At 71.4% G+C, this 18,374-nt stretch carries 22 protein-coding genes; 9 read left to right on the top strand and 13 right to left on the bottom strand.

The features are described 5' to 3' along the window. Positions 1-22: 22 nt before the first annotated feature. The gene (locus ACLJOU_RS21000) at positions 23-580 is read right to left on the bottom strand and encodes a TetR/AcrR family transcriptional regulator (protein WP_410569355.1); all 558 of its coding nucleotides are present in this window, start codon (positions 578-580) and stop codon (positions 23-25) included. Positions 581-757: 177 nt separating this feature from the next. Here ACLJOU_RS21000 and ACLJOU_RS20995 point away from each other — a divergent pair, with 177 nt between their 5' ends. Both ACLJOU_RS20995 and ACLJOU_RS20990 read left to right on the top strand, forming a co-directional pair. Beyond that, positions 758-1,639 carry an RNA polymerase sigma-70 factor gene (locus tag ACLJOU_RS20995; RefSeq protein ID WP_410569354.1) on the top strand — a complete coding sequence of 294 codons (882 nt, stop codon included), beginning with the start codon at positions 758-760 and terminating at the stop codon, positions 1,637-1,639. Between the two features lie 138 nt (positions 1,640-1,777). After that, positions 1,778-3,478 (top strand): post-COAP-1 domain-containing protein, encoded by a 1,701-nt coding sequence (locus ACLJOU_RS20990; RefSeq protein WP_410569353.1) that lies wholly within the window; start codon positions 1,778-1,780, stop codon positions 3,476-3,478. A 43-nt stretch (positions 3,479-3,521) separates the two neighbouring features. On the opposite strand, the gene ACLJOU_RS20985 is transcribed toward ACLJOU_RS20990, so the two are convergent. The 7 genes from ACLJOU_RS20985 to ACLJOU_RS20955 all read right to left on the bottom strand — a co-directional run bounded on the left by ACLJOU_RS20985 (position 3,522) and on the right by ACLJOU_RS20955 (position 10,087). Then, positions 3,522-4,325, bottom strand: coding sequence for a hypothetical protein (locus tag ACLJOU_RS20985; RefSeq protein WP_410569352.1), 804 nt, complete (start codon positions 4,323-4,325; stop codon positions 3,522-3,524). Then, positions 4,322-4,951, bottom strand: coding sequence for a hypothetical protein (locus ACLJOU_RS20980; RefSeq protein ID WP_410569351.1), 630 nt, complete (start codon positions 4,949-4,951; stop codon positions 4,322-4,324). The genes ACLJOU_RS20985 and ACLJOU_RS20980 overlap by 4 nt, the downstream gene beginning before the upstream one ends. Before the next feature lie 38 nt (positions 4,952-4,989). Beyond that, a complete protein-coding gene (locus ACLJOU_RS20975; protein ID WP_410569350.1) occupies positions 4,990-6,090 on the bottom strand; it encodes a hypothetical protein in 1,101 nt (366 codons plus the stop codon). A gap of 173 nt (positions 6,091-6,263) precedes the next feature. Next, the gene (locus ACLJOU_RS20970) at positions 6,264-6,821 is read right to left on the bottom strand and encodes a GTP-binding protein (RefSeq protein WP_410569349.1); all 558 of its coding nucleotides are present in this window, start codon (positions 6,819-6,821) and stop codon (positions 6,264-6,266) included. A 16-nt stretch (positions 6,822-6,837) separates the two neighbouring features. Continuing rightward, the gene (locus ACLJOU_RS20965) at positions 6,838-7,209 is read right to left on the bottom strand and encodes a DUF742 domain-containing protein (protein WP_410569348.1); all 372 of its coding nucleotides are present in this window, start codon (positions 7,207-7,209) and stop codon (positions 6,838-6,840) included. After that, positions 7,206-7,631: a roadblock/LC7 domain-containing protein gene (locus ACLJOU_RS20960; RefSeq protein WP_013228184.1), complete on the bottom strand. Its 426-nt coding sequence runs from the start codon at positions 7,629-7,631 to the stop codon at positions 7,206-7,208. Before ACLJOU_RS20960 ends, ACLJOU_RS20965 begins: the two co-directional genes overlap by 4 nt. Positions 7,632-7,684: 53 nt before the next feature. Next, on the bottom strand, positions 7,685-10,087 hold the full coding sequence (locus ACLJOU_RS20955; protein WP_410569347.1) for a nitrate- and nitrite sensing domain-containing protein: 2,403 nt from the start codon (positions 10,085-10,087) through the stop codon (positions 7,685-7,687). Between the two features lie 543 nt (positions 10,088-10,630). Between ACLJOU_RS20955 and ACLJOU_RS20950 the strand changes: the two genes are divergently transcribed. Genes ACLJOU_RS20950 through ACLJOU_RS20940 form a run of 3 tightly spaced genes read left to right on the top strand, consistent with a single transcriptional unit; the run spans position 10,631 to position 12,856 of the window. Continuing rightward, positions 10,631-12,049 (top strand): fatty acid desaturase, encoded by a 1,419-nt coding sequence (locus ACLJOU_RS20950; protein ID WP_410569346.1) that lies wholly within the window; start codon positions 10,631-10,633, stop codon positions 12,047-12,049. Between the two features lies 1 nt (position 12,050). After that, positions 12,051-12,680: a TetR family transcriptional regulator gene (locus ACLJOU_RS20945; protein ID WP_410569681.1), complete on the top strand. Its 630-nt coding sequence runs from the start codon at positions 12,051-12,053 to the stop codon at positions 12,678-12,680. Then, entirely contained in the window at positions 12,677-12,856 is a 180-nt protein-coding gene (locus ACLJOU_RS20940; protein WP_410569345.1) for a hypothetical protein, read from the top strand. The genes ACLJOU_RS20945 and ACLJOU_RS20940 overlap by 4 nt, the downstream gene beginning before the upstream one ends. Before the next feature lie 377 nt (positions 12,857-13,233). Here the strand turns inward: ACLJOU_RS20940 and ACLJOU_RS20935 are convergent, their stop codons facing one another. The 4 genes from ACLJOU_RS20935 to ACLJOU_RS20920 form a co-directional block, all read right to left on the bottom strand. After that, on the bottom strand, positions 13,234-14,064 hold the full coding sequence (locus ACLJOU_RS20935) for a haloalkane dehalogenase (RefSeq protein ID WP_410569344.1): 831 nt from the start codon (positions 14,062-14,064) through the stop codon (positions 13,234-13,236). Positions 14,065-14,074: 10 nt separating this feature from the next. Then, a complete protein-coding gene (locus ACLJOU_RS20930) occupies positions 14,075-14,512 on the bottom strand; it encodes a MarR family winged helix-turn-helix transcriptional regulator (RefSeq protein ID WP_410569343.1) in 438 nt (145 codons plus the stop codon). A 78-nt stretch (positions 14,513-14,590) separates the two neighbouring features. Then, complete coding sequence (locus ACLJOU_RS20925; protein ID WP_410569680.1) at positions 14,591-15,793, bottom strand: kynureninase; 1,203 nt, start codon at positions 15,791-15,793, stop codon at positions 14,591-14,593. Then, positions 15,790-16,161 (bottom strand): DUF5997 family protein, encoded by a 372-nt coding sequence (locus tag ACLJOU_RS20920; protein WP_410569342.1) that lies wholly within the window; start codon positions 16,159-16,161, stop codon positions 15,790-15,792. The genes ACLJOU_RS20925 and ACLJOU_RS20920 overlap by 4 nt, the downstream gene beginning before the upstream one ends. A 42-nt stretch (positions 16,162-16,203) precedes the next feature. On the opposite strand from ACLJOU_RS20920, the gene ACLJOU_RS20915 reads away from it, so the two are divergent. Beyond that, positions 16,204-16,896 carry a LysR substrate-binding domain-containing protein gene (locus ACLJOU_RS20915; protein ID WP_410569341.1) on the top strand — a complete coding sequence of 231 codons (693 nt, stop codon included), beginning with the start codon at positions 16,204-16,206 and terminating at the stop codon, positions 16,894-16,896. Positions 16,897-16,900: 4 nt separating this feature from the next. Here ACLJOU_RS20915 and ACLJOU_RS20910 read toward each other — a convergent pair whose 3' ends face one another. Then, positions 16,901-17,182, bottom strand: a complete 282-nt coding sequence (locus ACLJOU_RS20910; RefSeq protein ID WP_043776227.1) for an isoamylase — start codon at positions 17,180-17,182, stop codon at positions 16,901-16,903. Between the two features lie 205 nt (positions 17,183-17,387). Between ACLJOU_RS20910 and ACLJOU_RS20905 the strand changes: the two genes are divergently transcribed. The 3 genes from ACLJOU_RS20905 to ACLJOU_RS20895 form a co-directional block, all read left to right on the top strand. After that, positions 17,388-17,906, top strand: a complete 519-nt coding sequence (locus ACLJOU_RS20905) for a hypothetical protein (RefSeq protein WP_410569340.1) — start codon at positions 17,388-17,390, stop codon at positions 17,904-17,906. Positions 17,907-17,955: 49 nt separating this feature from the next. Then, on the top strand, positions 17,956-18,123 hold the full coding sequence (locus ACLJOU_RS20900) for a hypothetical protein (RefSeq protein WP_410569339.1): 168 nt from the start codon (positions 17,956-17,958) through the stop codon (positions 18,121-18,123). A 40-nt stretch (positions 18,124-18,163) separates the two neighbouring features. Next, positions 18,164-18,374 (top strand): hypothetical protein (locus ACLJOU_RS20895; RefSeq protein WP_410569338.1); only part of this gene is annotated, 211 nt, incomplete at its 3' end.

Here is an 18,374-nt window from a genome sequence, read left to right as displayed (position 1 = left end):
CTCCTCGAGGTTTCAGCGGGGGTCAGCGGGCGGTGAGCAGGGCGAGCACGCCGGAAACGGCCTGGTCGAACGGTTCGGAGGTGTTCGCGGCGCGGGCGAGCACGTAGCCGCCCTGCAGGACGGCGACGATCGTGGCGGCCAGCGCGGCGGTGTCCGGTGCCGCGGGCAGCTCGCCCGCGTCCCGGCCCTCGGCGAGGACTTCGGCCAGCCGGGCGCGCAGCCGGGTGAGGGTCTCGTCCACCGGGGCGCGCAGGACGGGGTCGGCGACGACGTCGGGATCCTGGGCGAGGCGGCCGATGGGGCAGCCCTTGAGCACTTCGCGTTCGCGCCGCAGGTAGGCGGTGATGCGTTCGACGGCGGTGCCGGGCGTGCGCAGCTGCGCCTCCGCGGCGGCCAGGAGTTCTTCGGCGCTGCGCCGGACGGCGGCCAGCGCGAGGTCCTTCTTGCCGGCGAAGTGGTGGTACATGCTGCCCTGACCCGCGCCCGCCCGCTGCTGGATGGCCTTGGGGCTGGTGCCGACGTAGCCGCGTTCCCACAGCAGCTCGCGGGCGCTGTCGACGAGCTGGTCCCGGGTTCCCATGGGAGCAGACTGTACATACCAGTAGGTACAGAAGCAACGTGTCACAGGTTTCCGCCCGGCGGTGTCTTGAGGGCCGGACACCGTGGGAAGGGAGAATCCGGTGGAGCTGGCCCTGTTGCCGATGGTGGGTGCGATGATCACGCACGTGCGGTTCACCGCGTGAACGAGGGAGCCGTCATGAGCGATCCGACCGAGGCGTTCGTCGCCCACCGGAACCTGCTGTTCACCGTCGCCTACGAGATGCTGGGCTCGGCGGCCGACGCGGAGGACGTCCTCCAGGAGACGTGGCTGCGCTGGGCCGAGGTCGACCTGGCGGAGGTGCGCGACGAGCGCGCGTACCTGGTCCGCATCACGACCCGGCTGTCGCTGAACCGGCTGCGCACGATGCAGCGCCGCAAGGAGGCGTACGTCGGGCCGTGGCTGCCCGAGCCGCTGCTCACCACCCCGGACGTCGCCGAGGACGTCGAGCTGGCGGAGAGCGTGTCGATGGCGCTCATGTTGGTCCTGGAGACGCTGGCGCCGACCGAACGCGCGGTGTTCGTGCTGCGCGAGGTGTTCGAGGTCGGCTACGACGAAATCGCCGAAGCGGTGGGCAAGAGCCCGGCGGCGGTCCGCCAGATCGCCCACCGCGCCCGCCGCCACGTGGCCGCGCGCCGGCCGCGCGAGGCGGTTTCGGCGCGCGAGACGCGGGCGGTGCTGGAGTCGTTCCAGCGGGCACTGGAGGGCCAGCACCTGCAGGGACTGCTGGATCTGCTGGCCCCGGACGTGGTGCTGCTGAGCGACGGCGGCGGGGTGAAGCAGGCGGCCCTGCGCCCGGTGACCGGAGCGGACAAGGTGACACGCTTCATCATCGGCGGCATCGGCAAGACGGCGCTGGCCGTGACCGGCGCCCCGGTGACGGTGAACGGCAACCCGGCGTTGGCGTTGCACGTGGACGGAGCCTTCGACGGCATCATGGCGGTCCGCGTGGAGGGCGGCCGGATCAGCGGGCTGTACTTCGTGCGGAACCCGGAGAAGCTCACCCGGGTGACGGCGGAGACGCCGCTGACGTTGCGCTGAGGGGGAAAGGCGCCGGTTCCCGTAACGGGAAGCCGGCGCGGCGCGACCCTGGCTGCGCACCGCAAACGGCGGTGCACGACGGCTCGTCCCCGGCCGCGGCGGAGCAGGATCCTGGCGTGCCAGGGGAAGGGTTGACCCATGCGAAGAATCTCCGGGGTGCTCCGCATCCCGTTGGTGGTGTTCTCGGTGGCCGTGCTCGCCGTTTGCGGCTTCGCGCCGGCAGCGTCGGCGGACGTGCTCTGGCCCGACGAACAGGCGATGATCACCACCAGCACCTTCCGATCCACCTACATCTACGACGTCGGTGCGGGGAACGCCATCTCCGCCGAGCAGTTCGCGCAGCCCGCGGTCGCCGCGTTCTACGGTTCGAAGGGCGGTTTCGACCGCAACTTCATGGTCTGGGCGCCGATCGTGGCGATCGACCGGCCCCACGACCTTTGGACCAGGTGCGTTGGGAACACCGGCGGTCTCTGCACCGACGTCCGGCCCGGTAGCCAGCCGATCGACGAGGAGATCGGCGCCGGGCAGATCCACGTCAAAGCCTGGAACGGCTCGTTCATCGGTGTGGCCTGCGGCAACTGGAACCGCGGCGGCGCCGGCCCGATCCCGGTGATCAGCGGGACGAAGTACGAGGACGTCAACGGCGACGGCGTCCGGCAGGGGACGGAACCGGCTCTGCCCGGCTGGACGATCGACCTGTCCTACAACGGGACGGTGGTCGCGACGGCCGTCACCGATGCCGGTGGTGCCTACGCGTTCTCCCTCGACGCCGACACCATGCCGGTCGGGGCCGGGACGTACACCCTGGCGGAACGTCCGCAGCCCGGCTGGGTCTCCTCGCACGCTCCCGCGCCCGTGACCGTCGGGTACGGCGTGGGGCCGGCGCACTTCGATGGGAACGACTTCGGGAACTACCGGCCGGCGACGATCGGGGGCCGGAAGTTCGACGACCACGGGGCCGACGGCAGCGGAACCGGCGATCCCGGGCTGGCGAACTGGACGTTCGACCTGGACAACGGCACCACCGCGGTCACCGGGGCCGACGGCGGATACGGCTTCACCGGCCTGCGCCCGGGAACCTACACCGTCCGTGAACGCCAGCAGCCCGGGTGGCGCCGGACGACGCCCGCCTCCGGGAGCACGACGGTCACCGTCGCCAGCGGCCAGGTGGCCGGGGGCGTCGACTTCGGCAACGTCTGCCTCGGCTCCATCGCGGTCACCGCTCCGGACGGCGTCGCCGTCCGGGTCGACGAGGTGAGCGTGCCGGGTGTCCTCGCGAACGATCCGCCTGCCCCGCGCAGCGCGTCGGGCACCGCGACCGTCGGCGGGCTCCTGCCCGGCACCTACCGGCTGACGCTGGTCCTGCCGGACGGCGTCTTCACCACCGATCCGGATCTCACCTCGCTGGACGGGAAGTTCGCCATCGTCAAGACGGTGACCGTCCCCGAGTGCGGGACGGCACCCGTCGCTCCGCCGTTCGTCACCTCCCAGCCGGGCAAGATCACCGGCGGGGTCCGGATCCTCGTGCCCGGGGGTGTCGCGACCGCCGGGTTCGAGTTCGTGCAGCGCAAGGAGGGCCCGCGCGGCACGCTCGAATACAACGACCACGGCAACGGCATCGACCTGCACACCTCGGACATCACCGGGATCTCGGTCTCCGGACCGGACGCCTACGTGTTCGGGCACGTCGTGCTGAACGGGACCGCGACGGGCTTCCGGCTCCACCTCGTCGACGCGGGTGAACCCGGGCGGGCGGACCGGTTCGAGCTGCTGCTGGCGACCGGCTATTCGGGGGGCTACGGCCAGACGCTCGACGGCGGTAACGTCCAGATCCACTGAGGGGCTCCGGCGGTGTGCTTCCCCGCACACCGCCGGACCCGCCTCACCCCAGCCGCTTCTCCCAGTCGGCGAACGCGGTGATCAGGTCCTCCGGGGCGCCCGACTCCCGCAGACGGCGGGTCTCCGCCTCGATGTAGTGCCGGTACAACGGAACCAGCCCCGCCGCCAGTTCCGGCTCCACCTCCGCCGGGTCCAGCGGATGGCCCTCGCGGACCCGCTGTGCCAGCCGCACCAGGGACGCCGCCGGTGCCGCCGGCCGGGTCAGGTACCACTCGATCGCTTCGTCGTTGTTCGCCGCGCGGCCCGTCGGGGTCGTTCCCGAATACAGGAAGCGCACCGGGAACAGCACCGCCTTCGTGAACCACACCTTGTCCGCCAGCAGCCGCTTCGGCGAACGGAACTCCGCCGTCACCTCGTCCGTGGCCAGGACCGCGATCGCGAAGCCCGCGCTCTCCAGCAGCAGCTCCGCCGCCGGCGGGCGGGCGACCTCCGCGCGGACGTCGTCGCCGAGGAGCAGGCGGCCCTCGTCGGCCAGCTGGAGGCGGTCCAGGGCCGGGAAGCGGCCGTCGTCGCGACCTTCGCGCAACGCCGGGAGGGAGGCCCAGAACACCGAAAGCTTGCGGTGCAACGGGCTTCGCTGCTGCAGCGCCTCTGTCGTGGCTTCGACCGGAGACCGGTCGCCGGCGTCGGTGAGCACGAGGGCCACGTCGATGTCGCTCGCCGCCGGGGAGTAGCCGCCGTAGGCCAGGCTGCCCAGCAGGTACGCGCCGATCAGGCGCTCTCCCAACGCTTCCCGGTAGGCACCGGCGGCTTCGACGGCGATCTCACGCGCCTCGGTGGTCGTCATGCCGCCACGGTGTCGCGGCGGGCGCACTCGGCGATGCGGTCGGAGACCACCCCGATCACCTGCCACGCCCGGTCCAGCACCTCGATCACCGCTTCCGGCGTCCAGTCGGTGCGCCGCCGCAGGACGTCGTACCCCATTTCTAGGTGCTCGACGTCGGCTTCGTCGTGCAGCTCGAAGTACTCGTCGTCGGAGAACGCTTTCGTGCCCGCCTGGCTGAACACCAGGCTGCCGGCCTCGAGGGCCAGGTGCGCCAGGGCCGCGCGCTGCACGCCGGGCAGGATCGCGAACTGGTCGACGAACCAGGACGCGCCCATCTCGATGACCGGGTCCCAGACCAGCTCCCGGTCGTCCGCGCGGCTGCGGGCCAGGATCTTGTCGTGCCCGACCTCTTCCGCCTGGTGTTCGCACGCGAGCGCGCGCAGCTCCGGGTCGCTCTCGAAGGTCACCCGGGCGCTGATCATCCGCTGGAAGGCGTTCGACCACGGCTGGAGGTAGGTGAGCACCGCTTTCTTCGTCTCGGCCGTGGTGTGCTCGTCGGTCAGCAGCCGGATCAGGTCCGACGCCTCGTACTCCCGCTGCCGCTGCTCGTTGTGGCGGGCGACGCGCTCGACGTCCTGCTCGGTCACGATCTGCTCCTTTGAGGTGGTGCTGCGCGGAAACATCCTCACCCGAGATCGACGGGCGAAAGGGGAGCGGGCGGCGGCCGCTCGTAGACGGGGAGCCGGAAGTACGTCGTCACGTCGCCGGTCCGGCCGGCCGCGCGGAAGCTCACCAGCTCCAGGACACCCCGGCTGCCGGCCAGCGGCCCCGGGGCCAGCGCGGCGGCGACGGCGCGGAACCGGCCGGGGTCCACGCCTTGGGCGTGCAGCAGCGCGGCCGTGCGCTCCACGGCTTCACGGTCGTCCGGGGCGAGTGCGGGCAGCCGCAGGTACGTCGTGGACTCCGCGGCCCGGTCCACACCGGACCGGAACGCCAGGCAGCTCAGGGCGGCCTCGCCGGCGTCGGCGCCGGCCCCGGCCAGCGCGCGGTAGGCGGCTCGCGCCCGCTCGGCGTCGTGGTGCAGCGCCACCGCGGCGACGCGCTCGACCTCGGCGAGGCCGGCGTCGTGGTTGCGGTAGTAGATCTTCACCCGGGCGTGCGCCTCGTCGGCCAGGTCGACCGCGAAGAACTCGATCTCGCGGTCGCCTTCGACGGATTCGACACGACGGCGGGCGTCCTCCCAGGCCGCGGCCATGCCGAGCCGTTCCATGGCTTCGGCCACGGCGGTTTCGCGGTGCGCGTGCGGCCACGAGTACAGCCCGAAGTAGGTCTTGTGGACGAACCCCGACGGCGGCCGCCAGGCGATCGAGTGCCACAGCGGCGCCGGTGACGGCCGGCCCGCGCGCGGGGTGAACGTCTCGGAGACGTGCTCGAACCGGCGGGCCCGGAAACCGCTCTCACCAGGCCAGACGATCTCGTGGCCGAGGCTGTCGAACAGGATCCGGAGCTCGGCGACACCGCCCGACCAGTTCACCGACATCTCGGCCGGGAAGCCGTCGTCCGCCACATAGGACGGCTGGGCGGGCGCGCTCCCGATTCGTTCGTGCGCCCACGGCGGCAGCAGGGCCCGCAGCAGCCGGGTGGTCCGGACGGACTGCTCCAAGGGGACGTCGAGCGCTTCACACGCGGACGACCACAGTCCACCCAGGAAGTCGCCGAAGAGACGACCCTGCGCCGGATAGTTTTCCCTTATATATTCAGGAAACTCCGGCACGCGACTCGTCACGAGCGGATGCTATCAGTTGGATGCTTGCTCAACTAAAAGTCTGCACCCGGGTGGTCCAGTCAATTGGGCCATGTGGGTTCGCCGGTGCCCGCCGCAGCCACGGAGGGCCACAGCGGACACCGGCAATGTCCAGAAAAGACAAAGGCGGACAACGAACGGACAACGCGCAGGTCTCAGACCCGGGCGGCCGGCACCACCGTCATGGCGTGCTTGACGAGCCGGATGAGCGCGAGCTTGCTGGAATCGCGGTCGCGTGCGTCACACATGACGATCGGCACACGGTCCGGGACCACCAGGGCCTCGCGGATCTCGTCGGCGGTGTAGCGCGGCGCGTTGTCGAAGCAGTTCACCGCGACGATGAACGGGATCTTCCGGCGCTCGAAGAAGTCGATCGCGGCGAAGCTGGTCTCCAGCCGCCGGGTGTCGACCAGCACGATCGTCCCGATCGCCCCGCGGGCCAGGTCGTCCCACATGAACCAGAAGCGCGCCTGGCCCGGCGTTCCGAACAGGTACAGCACGTGCCGCGGCGAGATGGTGATCCGGCCGAAGTCCAGCGCGACCGTCGTGGTCGTCTTCCGTTCGACGCCGGACAGGTCGTCGACACCGGCGCTCGCCTCGGTGAGCACCTCTTCGGTCGTCAGCGGCGGGATCTCGCTGACCGAGCCGACCATCGTGGTCTTCCCGGCGCCGAAACCGCCCGCGACGATGATCTTGACCGGCGTGGGGACCATGTCCGCCCCCGCGGGGTCAGTACTTGATGAGGCCATCGAGAACCGCCTGGAGTGTTTCGAGGTCCGGCGACTGCGCCGGGTTGTGGGCAGGGGAGCGCGTGATGACGAGGCCGCGTTCGATCAGGTCGCCGACGAGCACCCGCACGACCCCGAGCGGGATCTTGACGTAGACGGCGATCTCGGCGATCGACACCGGGTGGCGGCACAGCTGCACGATCGCCACGTGCTCCGGGCCGAGCCCGGTCGGCTCCTGCTCCGACCGCAGTGTCATCACCTGGGTGGACAGGTCCAGCCGCGCGGTGCCGGCCGGCGTCCGGCCGCTCGTGATCGTGTATGGCCGGACCAGCGGCCCGGCGGCCTCGTCGTACCAGCCGTCGTCGGAACTCATGTGGCCTCCCGCAGCACCGACGCCGCTTCCCGCGGCGCGGACGCCATGTAGTCACCGACGCGCTTGACGAGCCGGCTCATCTCGTACGCGATCATTTCCACGTCGACGTTGTCCGCGGCCAGCACGGCGAGGCACGCGCCCTGGCCCGCCGCGGAGACGAACAGGTAACCGCGCTCCATCTCGATCATGTTCTGCAGCACCGGGCCGCGGTTGAACTGCTTGCTCACCCCCTTGGCGAGGCTCTGCAGGCTGGAGGCGATGGCCGAAAGCTGGTCCGAGTCGTCCTTGCTCATCCCGGCCGACTTGCCGATCAGCAGCCCGTCGGCGGACAGCACGATGGCGTTCTGCGCGCCGACCACGCGGTTGACCATGTCGTCGAGCAGCCAGTTGAGATCGGGTTTGGGGCTCCCGTACTCGTTCATTCGACTTCAGACCCTGACTTTCCTGTGTGGACTTCCGTTGTGTGGCCGGGGATTTACGAGATGTCGTCCGGTCCGCCGCGCCCGCGGCGGGTGCCCTTGTGGAACGCCGCCAGCGTGCGCGCGGTGCCTTCGCCCGGCGCCACGACGTCGTCGGCGCTGTCGTCGGGTTCGGCCTCGAGCTGGGCGACGAGGTTCTGCTGGGGTTCGCGCCGGGGCAGCCGCGGCCGGTCGTCGGTCGGCTGCACCTCGGTGGCCGGTGTGACGACCGCCGGCTCCGGTGCCGCGGCGGGCACGGACGGCAGGGCGTCGGGCGGGGTCAGGGCGCGTGCCGGGTACGGCCTCGGTTTGGTGTCCCGCTTCATCGGGATCTGGCCGCTGAACGAGCTGGGCGTGTCCATCGTGTTGAGCGGGCTTTCTGCGGCCTGCGGTGCGGGGGCGCCCACCGGGGCGAGGACCGCGGTGTCCTCCGCCGGCGTGGACCCGATGCCGTCGGCCTGGTCGGCGTCCTCGCCGGCCAGGTGCTGGGTGGGGAGGAGCACGGTGGCGCGCAGGCCGCCGTAGCGGGACGGGTCGAACGTGACGGTGATGCCGAGCCGGGCGGCCAGGCGCGCGACCACGAACAGGCCGAGGCTGGAGTCGGCCCGCAGCGCCATCGCGTCGAACTCGGGGGCTTCGGCCATCATCGCGTTCGCCCACTCGCGGACGCCGTCCTTCATGCCGAGCCCCTGGTCCGACACGTCGACGACGACACCGCGCGCGACCATCCGGCTGGTCACCTCGACCGGCGAGCCGGGCGGCGAGAACGACGTCGCGTTGTCGACGAGCTCGGCGACGAGGTGGATCGTGTCGGCCACGGCGGCGCCCTTGATCGCGACGTCGGGCACCTGCTCGACCTGGACCCGCGCGTACTGCTCGGTTTCCGAGACGGCCGCGCGCAGGACCTCCATCAGCGGCACCGGCTTGCGCCAGCGGCGGCCGGGCTGCTTGCCGCCGAGGATGATCAGGTTCTCGGTGGTGCGCCGGGCGCGGGCGGCGAGGTGGTCGAGCTGGAACAGCGACGCCAGCTGCGTCGAGTCGTCCTCGCGCGCTTCCATCTCGTCGAGGATCTGCAGCTGCTGGTGGACCAGGACCTGGTTGCGGTGGGCGATGCCGAGGAACACGTTGTGCACACCGCTGCGGGCCTTGGCCTCACTGGCCGCCGCGTTGACCGCGGTCAGCTGGGCGACGTTGAACGCCTCCGCCACCTGCCCGATTTCGTCGCGGCCGTGGTCGAGCCGGGGGAGTTCTTCCTTCAGGTCGACGGGTTCGCCGCTCTTCAGCCGCTCCACGATGTCCGGCAGCCGGTTGCGGGCGAGGTCGAGCGAGTCGTTGCGCAGCCGCGCGAGGCGCGTCATGAGGGCGCGGTCGACCAGCGAGCGGGACACCCGCACCGCGACGATGATCGCGGCCAGTGACGCCAGCAGGGCCACGATGCTGCCGATGATCACGTTGCGCAGCTGGGCGTCCCCGGCGTCGATCGCGGCCGCGGAAACCTTGTCCGCCTGAGTGATCGCCAGGTCGTTGAGGCCCTGGGCGACCTGGTTCGTCGCGTTCTGCCAGTCCGTTTCGGACACCGGCACGGAGTTCTGCTCGCCCGTCGACCACGGGCCGTGCTTGACCAGCGCTTCTTCGGCGGTGGCCAGCTGCCGCCAGGCCGTGCCGGTGGTCAGCGCCTGGTACCGCTGGCGGACACCGGGGTCGAGGAACGGCGCGATCTGCGCCAGCTGCGTCCGGTAGATCCCGGACAGCTGCGCGAACTGGGCGAAGTCGTCCGGTGCGAACGTCCCGGCGGAGAAGGCCGTCGACACCAGCGACGTCTCGCGCGACATCATGTCGCCGGCGCGGAACACCGAGGTGGCGGTGATCCCGCCGGTGGCCGCTTCGGCGTCGGGGACGATCCGGGCCTGGGTGTCGAAGAGGTTGGACGCGGTGTCCATCACGCCGTTGTAGTAGGAGTTGACCTGGGCGCGGTCGATGCTGCGGAAGCTGATCTGCGAGCGCAGCACGGGCAGCTGGTCGAACTGCGCCTTCAGCGCGTTCACCTTGGACGCGATCTCGTCCGGCGCGGTCGAGATCGTCGCGGCGAAGGCGTCCTTCAGCGCGGAAAGCTTTTCGTCGGTGGCTTTCTGCTGCTGCTGGAGCCGGGCCGGGCCGAGGGCGGGGTCGTCGAGGTACTGCAGCGCGGTCTGGCGTTCCTTCTGGAACTCGGCCAGCGCGGTGGCGGCCGGGATCGACACCTCACGCACGGAGGCGGCGACGAGCCGGACGTAAACGCCGTTGAAGAGGAAGTAGGACGAGACCGCGATCCACAGCACCAGCAGTGTCACGCTGGGAATGAGAACGGTCCTGGTCAGCCTTTTGCGGATCGACTTGTCGTACGGCTTGTCCGACTCGTCCCGGGGGTCTTTGTTCAGCACGGCGGTTCACGAACTCCTGAGTGACGGTCGGCGAGGAAAGGGGACCCGGACGAGGAAGCGGACACGACGATGGGACACAGCGGCCGCCGTCACCCGTCTTCGCCTCACCCTCCGTGTTGCCGCAGAATCGATCAGGGTCCGTTTTTTACCACGAACCCCTGACACCTGGTCGGTGCGACCCGGCTTCCGGACACTCGTCCGCCCGGCGGCGAACGGCGTTTACTGTGTGCTTCGGGGCGATTACGGGCATTTCCTCAGGTACTGGCGCTGTGCGTGAATTCGGGACGCCGATCACTGGGCCGAACGGGTGAAAGTCAATTCCGCCGGTTCGCGGCCGGGACTGGTTCGCGGCGTGGGAAAGAAGGGCAATGCCCTTGCCTTGACAGGCGTGCCGAGAAGTACGGATCCCGCAAGCTGCGCGTCACCTCGCGTCAACCTTGCCGGATGAGCGGCGGCTTTCCGTGCTTTACATTGAAGGAGATGTTGTCAAGATTGATGTACATCCTCTAGCATCCTGTCCACTCAGGCGCCAAGGAGGGTGTGATGAGCGAAGCGACCGGGACCCTGCCCGCCGGCTCCACGGAACGGTGGCGCGACCGCAAGCGGTACCTCTGGCTGATCGGCCTGGTCGTGCCCTCGCTGGCGTTCCTGGCCATCGGGCTGCACGCCGCCACCGGGTGGGGTGGCTGGTTCTGGATCGGGCCGGTGGTGATCCTCGTGGTCGTGCCCCTCGTCGACCTCGTCGCCGGGCTGGACCGGAGCAATCCGCCCGACGACGTCATCGCGCGGCTGGAGAACGACCGCTACTACCGCTGGATCACCTTCGCCTTCCTGCCGGTCCAGTACCTCGGCTTCGCGGCGGCGTTCTGGCTGATCGCCCGCGGCGACCTCGCCGTCGTGGACAAGATCGGGCTCGCCGTGTCCATCGGGTGCATCGGCGGGATCGGCATCAACACCGCGCACGAACTGGGGCACAAGAAGGAAAGCCACGAGCGCTGGCTGTCGAAGATCGCGCTCGCGCAGAGCTGGTACGGCCACTTCCACATCGAGCACAACCGCGGCCACCACGTCCGCGTGGCGACACCGGAGGACCCGGCGAGCAGCCGCGTCGGCGAAAGCTTCTACCGCTTCTGGCCGCGGACGGTCTTCGGGTCGCTCGAGTCGGCGTGGCGGCTGGAGCGCAAGCGCTACGCCCGGCGCGACCGCCACCCGTACCGGCTCGGCAACGACGTGCTCAACGCCTGGCTGATGTCCGCGGTGCTGTGGGCGGCGATGGTGCTGTGGCTCGGCGCCGGTGTCCTGCCCTACCTCGTGATCCAGGCCGTCGTCGGGTTCTCGCTGCTGGAGGTGGTCAACTACATGGAGCACTACGGCATGCTGCGGCAGCGGGTCGGCGAGCCCGGCCGGCGCCGGTACGAGCGCGTCGATCCCAGCCACAGCTGGAACTCCAACAACATCGCCACCAACGTCCTGCTCTACCACCTGCAGCGGCACAGCGACCACCACGCCAACCCGGTCCGCCGGTACCAGACACTGCGCGACTTCGCCGAGTCGCCCGTGCTGCCCACCGGGTACGCCGGGATGATCGTGCTGGCGCTCGTCCCGCCGCTGTGGCGCCGGGTGATGGACCCGCGGGTGCTCGCCCACTACGGCGGGGACATCTCGCGCGCCAACATCCAGCCGGGCAAGCGCGCGAAGGTGCTGGCCCGCTACGGAACCCGCGTCACGGCGGTCACGCGCGAGGTCGCCGACACGCGCGGCGACGCCACCGAAGGCGGCATGTGCCCCGGCTGCGGGTACGTCTACGACGAGCGGCGCGGCGATCCGCGGGAGGGCTTCCCGGCCGGCACGCCGTGGGCGGTGATCCCGGACTCCTGGTGCTGCCCGGACTGCGGCGTGCGCGAGAAGGTCGACTTCGTCGCGCCGGGGCGGGCCGGGCCGCCCGGGGCGGGCACGATCTAGAATACCGACCATGAGCAGGGCGGTCCCGGTGCCGGCGGAGGGCGGTCAGCACCGGCGGCCGATCATCGCCGCGGCGATCGAGCTGACGGCGAAGTCGGGGTGGCCGGCGGTCACGATGGCCCGGCTGGCCGAGCTGGCCGGCGTCAGCCGCCAGACGGTGTACAACGAGATCGGTTCCAAGGCCGCGCTGGCCGAAGCGATGGTCGCGCACGAGCTCGACCGGTTCCTGTCGGTGGTCGCCGCCGCGTTCGACCGCCACCCGGACGACCTGGTCGAGGCGATCTACGACGCGGTCCGCGCGGTCCTCGAGCTGGCCGACGACAACACGTTGCTGCGCGCGATCGCCTCCGCGACGCACGGCACGGCCCCGGAGCTCCTGCCGCTGCTGACCACGGACGCGAGCGCCCTGCTGACGCAGGCGAAGACGGTACTGGCCGCCCGCGTCGCGGCGTACCACCCGCCACTGGCCGACGACCGGATCGCGGTGGTGATCGACCTCGTCGTCCGCGCGGTCCTCAGCCACGTGATGCAGCCGTCGGACACACCGGCCCGGACCGCGGACGCCTTGGCGTGGGTCGTGGCCCGGGTCCTCGGGGTCCCGGCGGACCCGCCGCTGCGACACACCTGGTGACGCGCGTCGCAGGTTCGTCGACACTCACCGAGCCGGCCGCGGGTGCGGGTCCCGAGCGCCCCGATGTCTACACGATGGTCGAGACCCGCAAGAAACGCCGCCGCGCACACCGCGAAGCCCGCCGCACCCCGGCCCAGGCCCCCGAATCGGAGTCCCTGAACCCCGAACTCGCGTGACCCGAGGGTCGACACGCGTGATCCAAAGGTCGACACGCGTGATCCAAAGGTCGACACGCGTGATCCAAAGGTCGACACGCGTGATCCGAAGGTCGACACGCGTGATCAGGAGGACGACACGCCGGAGCCGGACCAGACCCGGCGTGTCGTCCCTCCAATCACGCGTGTCGACTCCGCAATCACGTGTGTCGACTCCGCAATCACGTGTGTCGACCCTTCCGTCACTGGTGGAAGCGGTAGGTCTTGAGGCTGCTGGGTCCGTCGGACGCGCAGAGTAGGCGGGTCGCGGTCTGGAAGTCGCAGCCCTGGACGTCGCGGACCGGCTTTGCGGCCCGCGGCAAGGCGCCCACCCCGGTCAGTCTCCCCGCGCACCGCGTCTAGCGCAGCCCGTGGCGGTCCAGCCATCCCGCGATCTCCGCGGCGATCTCCTTCGGGCGGTCCTCCTGGGCGTGGTGCCCGGCCTCCCCGCAGGCGACGACCTCCAGCGCCGCGATGTGCTCGGCGCACCACTGCGCCATCTTCTCGCCGATGAGCAGGGTCGGTGAGCCTTCGAACGTCATGAGCAGCTTCGGCGTGCGCTCGCTGCCCGCCAGCCACTCGTCGTAGGCCTCGATGCGCGCGACCAGCTCGGCCGGGTCGCCGCCGAGGGGGAGCTGGCGCGCCCAGGCGAGCACCGGGCGGCGGCTTTCCGGTGTCGGGAACGGGGAAAGGTGGGCGGCCAGGTCGGCTTCGGCCACCGGCGTGCGCACGCCGCCGGTGAACGCCTGGCGGATGAACAGGTCCTGGGTCAGCACCATCTCTTCGCCGACGCCGGGGGTGCGGATCTTCCGCGAACGCTCGGCCGCCTGCGGGCTCAGGTCGTCCCAGGCCATCGGCTTCACCATGGTTTCGAAGAACGCCAGCCCGCGGACCCGGCCGGGGTGGCGGGCCGCCCAGTCGAAGGCGAGGGCGCCGCCCCAGTCGTGGCCGACGAGAACGGCCTCGTCCAGGCCGAGCGCGTCGAACCAGGCGTCGAGGTGGCCGGCGTGGTCGGCGAAGGTGTAGGCGATGTCCGGCTTGGGCGAGCGGCCCATGCCGATGAGGTCGGGGGCCAGCAGCCGCCCCGGACCGACGTGCGGGAGGACGTGCCGCCAGCTGTAGGACGAGCCGGGATTGCCGTGCAGGAAGACGATCGGGACGCCGGCGCCGGTTTCTTCGTGGTGCAGCATGACTTTCCCTTCAGGGATCCAGCGGGGTGTCGAGGAGGACGGTGAGCTCGCGCGCCAACGCCGCCGTGCGCTCGCCGTGCCGGCCGCCGAGCGGGGCGAGCAGCCGGTCGAGCAGCTCGGCCACGGTGGCGATCGCCGGCTCGGTCAGCTCGCGCCCGCGCGCGGTCAGGCGCAGCCGGACGGTCCGGGTGTCGGCCGGGTCGCGGGTGCGCTCGACGAGCCCGTCGGCGTCGAGCGTGCGGGCGAGCTTGGAGACGTAGAGCGCTTCCAGCCCGGTGTGGTCGGCCAGCTCCCGCTGGCTCGGGCTCGCCCCGGCGCGGTCCAGCCCGGAAAGGGAGGACAGGAAGACGTACTGCGCGTGCGTCAGCCCGATCGGGGCGAGCGCGCGGTCGACGGCGACCCGCCACTTCGTGGAGAGGCGCCAGACGAGGTGTCCCGGGGTGCTCATGTCAGAAACTGTACATGGCTACTAAGTACATGGCTACTAAATCCGGCGGCGCCGAGCACCGCGTGGCGCGGGTGCCGGTCAGCCGGCGAGCTCGCGGATGCGCTCCATGGCCCGCCGGACCTCGGCGAAGCCGGTGGTGAGCGGGCTCAGCCCGATGCGGATGCCGTCGGGACGGCGGAAGTCGATGAGCACGCCGTTCTCGATGAGCACGCGCGAAAGCCGCTCGGCGTCCGGGTGGCGGAGGGTGACGTGCCCGCCGCGGCGGGCGTCGTCGCGCGGGGAGGCGACCGTGAACCCGAGCGGGACGAGCCATGCGTCGGCGAGGGCGAGCACCCACCGGCCCAGCGCCACGGCCTTGGCCCGCACGCGGTCGATGCCCGCTTCCGCCAGCAGCGCCACGCCTTCCTGGACGCCCACCATGCCGAGCACCGGCGGCGTGCCCGACAACGCCCGCCGGATTCCGGGCGCGGGCACGTACTCCGCGGCCATGCCGAAGGTGTCGGCCGCGCCCATCCAACCGGTGATGGGCTGGCCGAACGTCTCGTGGTGGCGCGCGTTGACGTAGAGGAACGCGGGCGCGCCGGGCCCGGCGTTGAGGAACTTGTACGTGCAGCCGACGGCGAAGTCGGCTTCCGCCGCGTCGAGCTCGACGGGGATCGAGCCGACGCTGTGGCAGAGATCCCAGACGACGAGGCCGCCGCGTTCGTGCACCAGCCGCGTGACGGCGGCGAGGTCGGTGATCGCGGCCGTCCGATAGTCCACATGGGACAGGGTGACCACCGCGGTCCGCGGCCCGGTGACCGCGGCGACGTCGTCGCTGCCGGCCCACCGGACGGTCAGGCCGAGTTCGGCCGCGACGCTCTCGACGAGGAACCGGTCGGTGGGGAAGTTGGCGGTGTCGGTGACGATCTCGTCGCGGCCGGGCCGCAGCGCGACGGCCGCCCGCAGCGCTTTGTAGAGGCAGACGGACGTCGAGTCGGCGACGATGGTCTGCCCCGGTGCGGCCCCGAGCGCGACGCGGCCGAGTTCGTCCCCGATTTCCTCGGGCAACGTGAGCCAGCGTTCGTCCCACGACCGGATCAGCCGGGCACCCCACTCGTGGGTGACCAGCTCCTGCAGCCGGTCCGCGGTGGCCCGCAGCGGACGGCCGAGCGAGTTCCCGTCGAGGTAGGCGACGACGCCGGGATCGGTGATCGGGACGAACCGGTCGCGAAAGGCGGCGAGTTCGTCTTCGGCGTCGAGGCGGTCCGCTTCCTCCGCCGAGATGTCCGCGGCGGTCAGCGGTTCTGCTCCTTGACCCGCACCGCTTCCTTCCGCACCTCGGCCTGGGTGGCGCGCTCCCGCACCAGCCAGTCCGGGCTCTCCGCCTTCAGCGCGTCGATCTGCTCGGTCGTCAGCGGCTCGGTGATCCCGCCGCGGGTGAGGCCGCCGATGGAGACGCCCAGCTTCGCCGCGACCACCGGGCGCGGGTGCGGGCCCGTGCGGCGCAGCTCGCGCAGCCACTCCGGCGGGTCGGTCTGCAACGCGTTCAGCTCGTCGCGCGTGACCACGCCCTCCCGGAACTCCGCGGGGGTGGCTTCGAGGTACACACCCAGCTTCTTCGCCGCCGTCGCGGGCTTCATCGTCTGGGCGGTCTTGTGCGACGTCATGCCGTCCAGGGTAGCCAGCGTCACTCCCGGTAACCTGACCCGGTGACCTCTTTCAAGCTCGCGTACGTCCCGGGAGCGACGCCCGCCAAGTGGGTGCGGACCTGGGGCGAGCGGGTGCCGGAGGTGCCGCTGACCCTCGTCCCCGTCGCCGCCGCGGACGCCACCGGGGTGCTGCGCGCCCGGGAGGCCGACGCGGCGCTGCTGCGGTCGCCGATCGACCGGGACGGCCTGCACGCGATCCCGCTCTACACCGAGACGACGGTCGTCGTGGTGCCGAAGGACCACCTGGTCGCGGCGGCCGACGAGGTGTCCACGGTGGACTTGGCGGACGAGGTCGTGCTGCACCCGCTGGACGACACGCTGGAGTGGCCGGCGCGGCCCGGCCGTCCCGCGGTGTCGCGGCCCGAGACGACGGCGGACGCGATCGAGCTGGTGGCGGCCGGGGTCGGGGTGCTCGTCCTCCCGCAGTCGCTCGCCCGGCTGCACCACCGCCGCGACCTCACCTACCGGCCGGTCGAGGACGCGCCGCAGTCGAGCGTCGCGCTGTCGTGGCTGGAGGAGGAGACGACGGACCTGATGGAGCAGTTCATCGGGATCGTCCGCGGCCGGACGGTGAACAGCACCCGCGGGCGCCCGCAGGCGCCGGTCGAGCGCAAGCGCCCGGAGCGCAAGCCCGCCGCGGCGAAACCGGCCCGGCGGGGCGGCGGCGCGGGCAAGCGGCGCCGGCGGGGCTGAGCCGTTACGACGTCGTGCAGACGCAGTTGCCGTCGGCGCGGTCGGGCAGGTCGGGGTCGTCGAACCAGTGGCCGTCCTCGCCGAGGTAGCGGAACTGCAGGACCGTGCCGGGCGCGACGTCGACCGACGCCGAACGGCGGCCGTTGGACCGCGGGGTGAGGTGGTGGCGGCCGGGCGTCCAGTCGTTGAACGAGCCGACGACGCTCACCCGGCCGGGCGGCGCGCCGACCGGGAGGCTGAAGGTGACGCGCTGGGTGCCGGCCCGGCTCTTGCTGATCTTGATCACTCGTGGGCCTTTCGGGGAACGGGTTTTCGGAGGGCGTGCTCGGCACTGAGCGCCGACATGATGACACACCTGTGACGATTCGGTCACGCCAAGTGCCCGATCGGGTTACGGCGCGGCCCAACGGTTCGCCACCGACCGGGTGGTCCTCGGGTGAACCATGATCATCTTGGGGTTGCTTCGGTGTGGCGGTGGGAAACTGACTGCCGTGACCGTCACCGCTGATCGTCAAGTCAAGGACCCGTGTGCCTGGCTCAGCGCTGTCACCCACGAGCTCGCCGACGCCCATCCGGCCGACACGCGAGCGGTGCTTCTGACGGTGTGGGACGGGTTGGTCGCCGCCCGGCTGGCCGGGCTGTACGCCGCTGCTGCTTCGCCCCGCTGGCGGGCCAGACAGCGGCACGCCGAAGCCGTCGAGTTCGACCTCGCCGTGCAGCTGGCGCGCAACTGCACCGTCGGCACCGGCCTGGCCATCCCGGCCCGGCTGCCGCGAGCCGCGGTCCCCTGGCCTGCCGAGCGGGCCGACGCGGCGATCGCGGCGGTGGTTTCCTTCTGCGGCACGGCGGAAGCGGTGCTGCGCCGGGCGGGCGAGCTGACGCCGGTGTGGGAGGACAGCCTGCTCGGGCCGGTCGCGCTGGCCCGCTGGCTGGCGGACTGCTGGACGGGCCGCCACACCGGCGGCTGCCCCCTGCAGCTCCCGGTCCCGCCGCCGCGGTGGTGGCGCTGACGGGCGTGTCCGTCAGCAGAAGGCTGGTGCGCCGGAGAGGAGGCCGAGGGTGACCGACCCGAGTTCGAGACTCCCGGAGGCCACCCGCGCAGCGGTGCGCGCCCTCCTGCTGGCCGAGCTGACGGCGGCGGGAAGACGAGCTCGGGCGGCGGGCTGCTCACCCGAGGTGCTGACGGCACTCTTCGAGGCCCGGCGCCGTTCGGTGGAAGAAGGCTGAGCCGGTTCCGGCCCACATCTTCGGCCCCCAGCGCCCCAAGGTGGCCTTCGGTGCGTGGGACGCACCCAAGGTGGCCTTCGGTGCGTGGGACGCACCCAAGGTGGCCTTCGGTGCGTGGGACGCACCCAAGGTGGCCTTCGGTGCGTGGGACGCACCCAAGGTGGCCTTCGGTGCGTGGGACGCACCCAAGGTGGCCTTCGGTGCGTGGGACGCACCCAAGGTGGCCTTCGGTGCGTGGGACGCACCCAAGG

The sequence above is a fragment of the Amycolatopsis sp. cmx-4-61 genome, from assembly GCF_046548775.1.
In the GTDB taxonomy this organism is placed as follows: Bacteria; Actinomycetota; Actinomycetes; order Mycobacteriales; family Pseudonocardiaceae; genus Amycolatopsis.
This window is presented reverse-complemented; position numbering and strand designations above follow the sequence as displayed.

Excerpts from the sequence above, each read along its gene's own strand:
- ACLJOU_RS21000 (WP_410569355.1), bottom strand. The coding sequence starts at position 580 with ATGGGAACCCGGGACCAGCTCGTCGACAGCGCCCGCGAGCTGCTGTGG.
- ACLJOU_RS20995 (WP_410569354.1), top strand. The coding sequence starts at position 758 with ATGAGCGATCCGACCGAGGCGTTCGTCGCCCACCGGAACCTGCTGTTC.
- ACLJOU_RS20990 (WP_410569353.1), top strand. The coding sequence starts at position 1,778 with ATGCGAAGAATCTCCGGGGTGCTCCGCATCCCGTTGGTGGTGTTCTCG.
- ACLJOU_RS20985 (WP_410569352.1), bottom strand. The coding sequence starts at position 4,325 with ATGACGACCACCGAGGCGCGTGAGATCGCCGTCGAAGCCGCCGGTGCC.
- ACLJOU_RS20970 (WP_410569349.1), bottom strand. The coding sequence starts at position 6,821 with ATGGTCCCCACGCCGGTCAAGATCATCGTCGCGGGCGGTTTCGGCGCC.
- ACLJOU_RS20965 (WP_410569348.1), bottom strand. The coding sequence starts at position 7,209 with ATGAGTTCCGACGACGGCTGGTACGACGAGGCCGCCGGGCCGCTGGTC.
- ACLJOU_RS20960 (WP_013228184.1), bottom strand. The coding sequence starts at position 7,631 with ATGAACGAGTACGGGAGCCCCAAACCCGATCTCAACTGGCTGCTCGAC.
- ACLJOU_RS20950 (WP_410569346.1), top strand. The coding sequence starts at position 10,631 with ATGAGCGAAGCGACCGGGACCCTGCCCGCCGGCTCCACGGAACGGTGG.
- ACLJOU_RS20935 (WP_410569344.1), bottom strand. The coding sequence starts at position 14,064 with ATGCTGCACCACGAAGAAACCGGCGCCGGCGTCCCGATCGTCTTCCTG.
- ACLJOU_RS20930 (WP_410569343.1), bottom strand. The coding sequence starts at position 14,512 with ATGAGCACCCCGGGACACCTCGTCTGGCGCCTCTCCACGAAGTGGCGG.
- ACLJOU_RS20920 (WP_410569342.1), bottom strand. The coding sequence starts at position 16,161 with ATGACGTCGCACAAGACCGCCCAGACGATGAAGCCCGCGACGGCGGCG.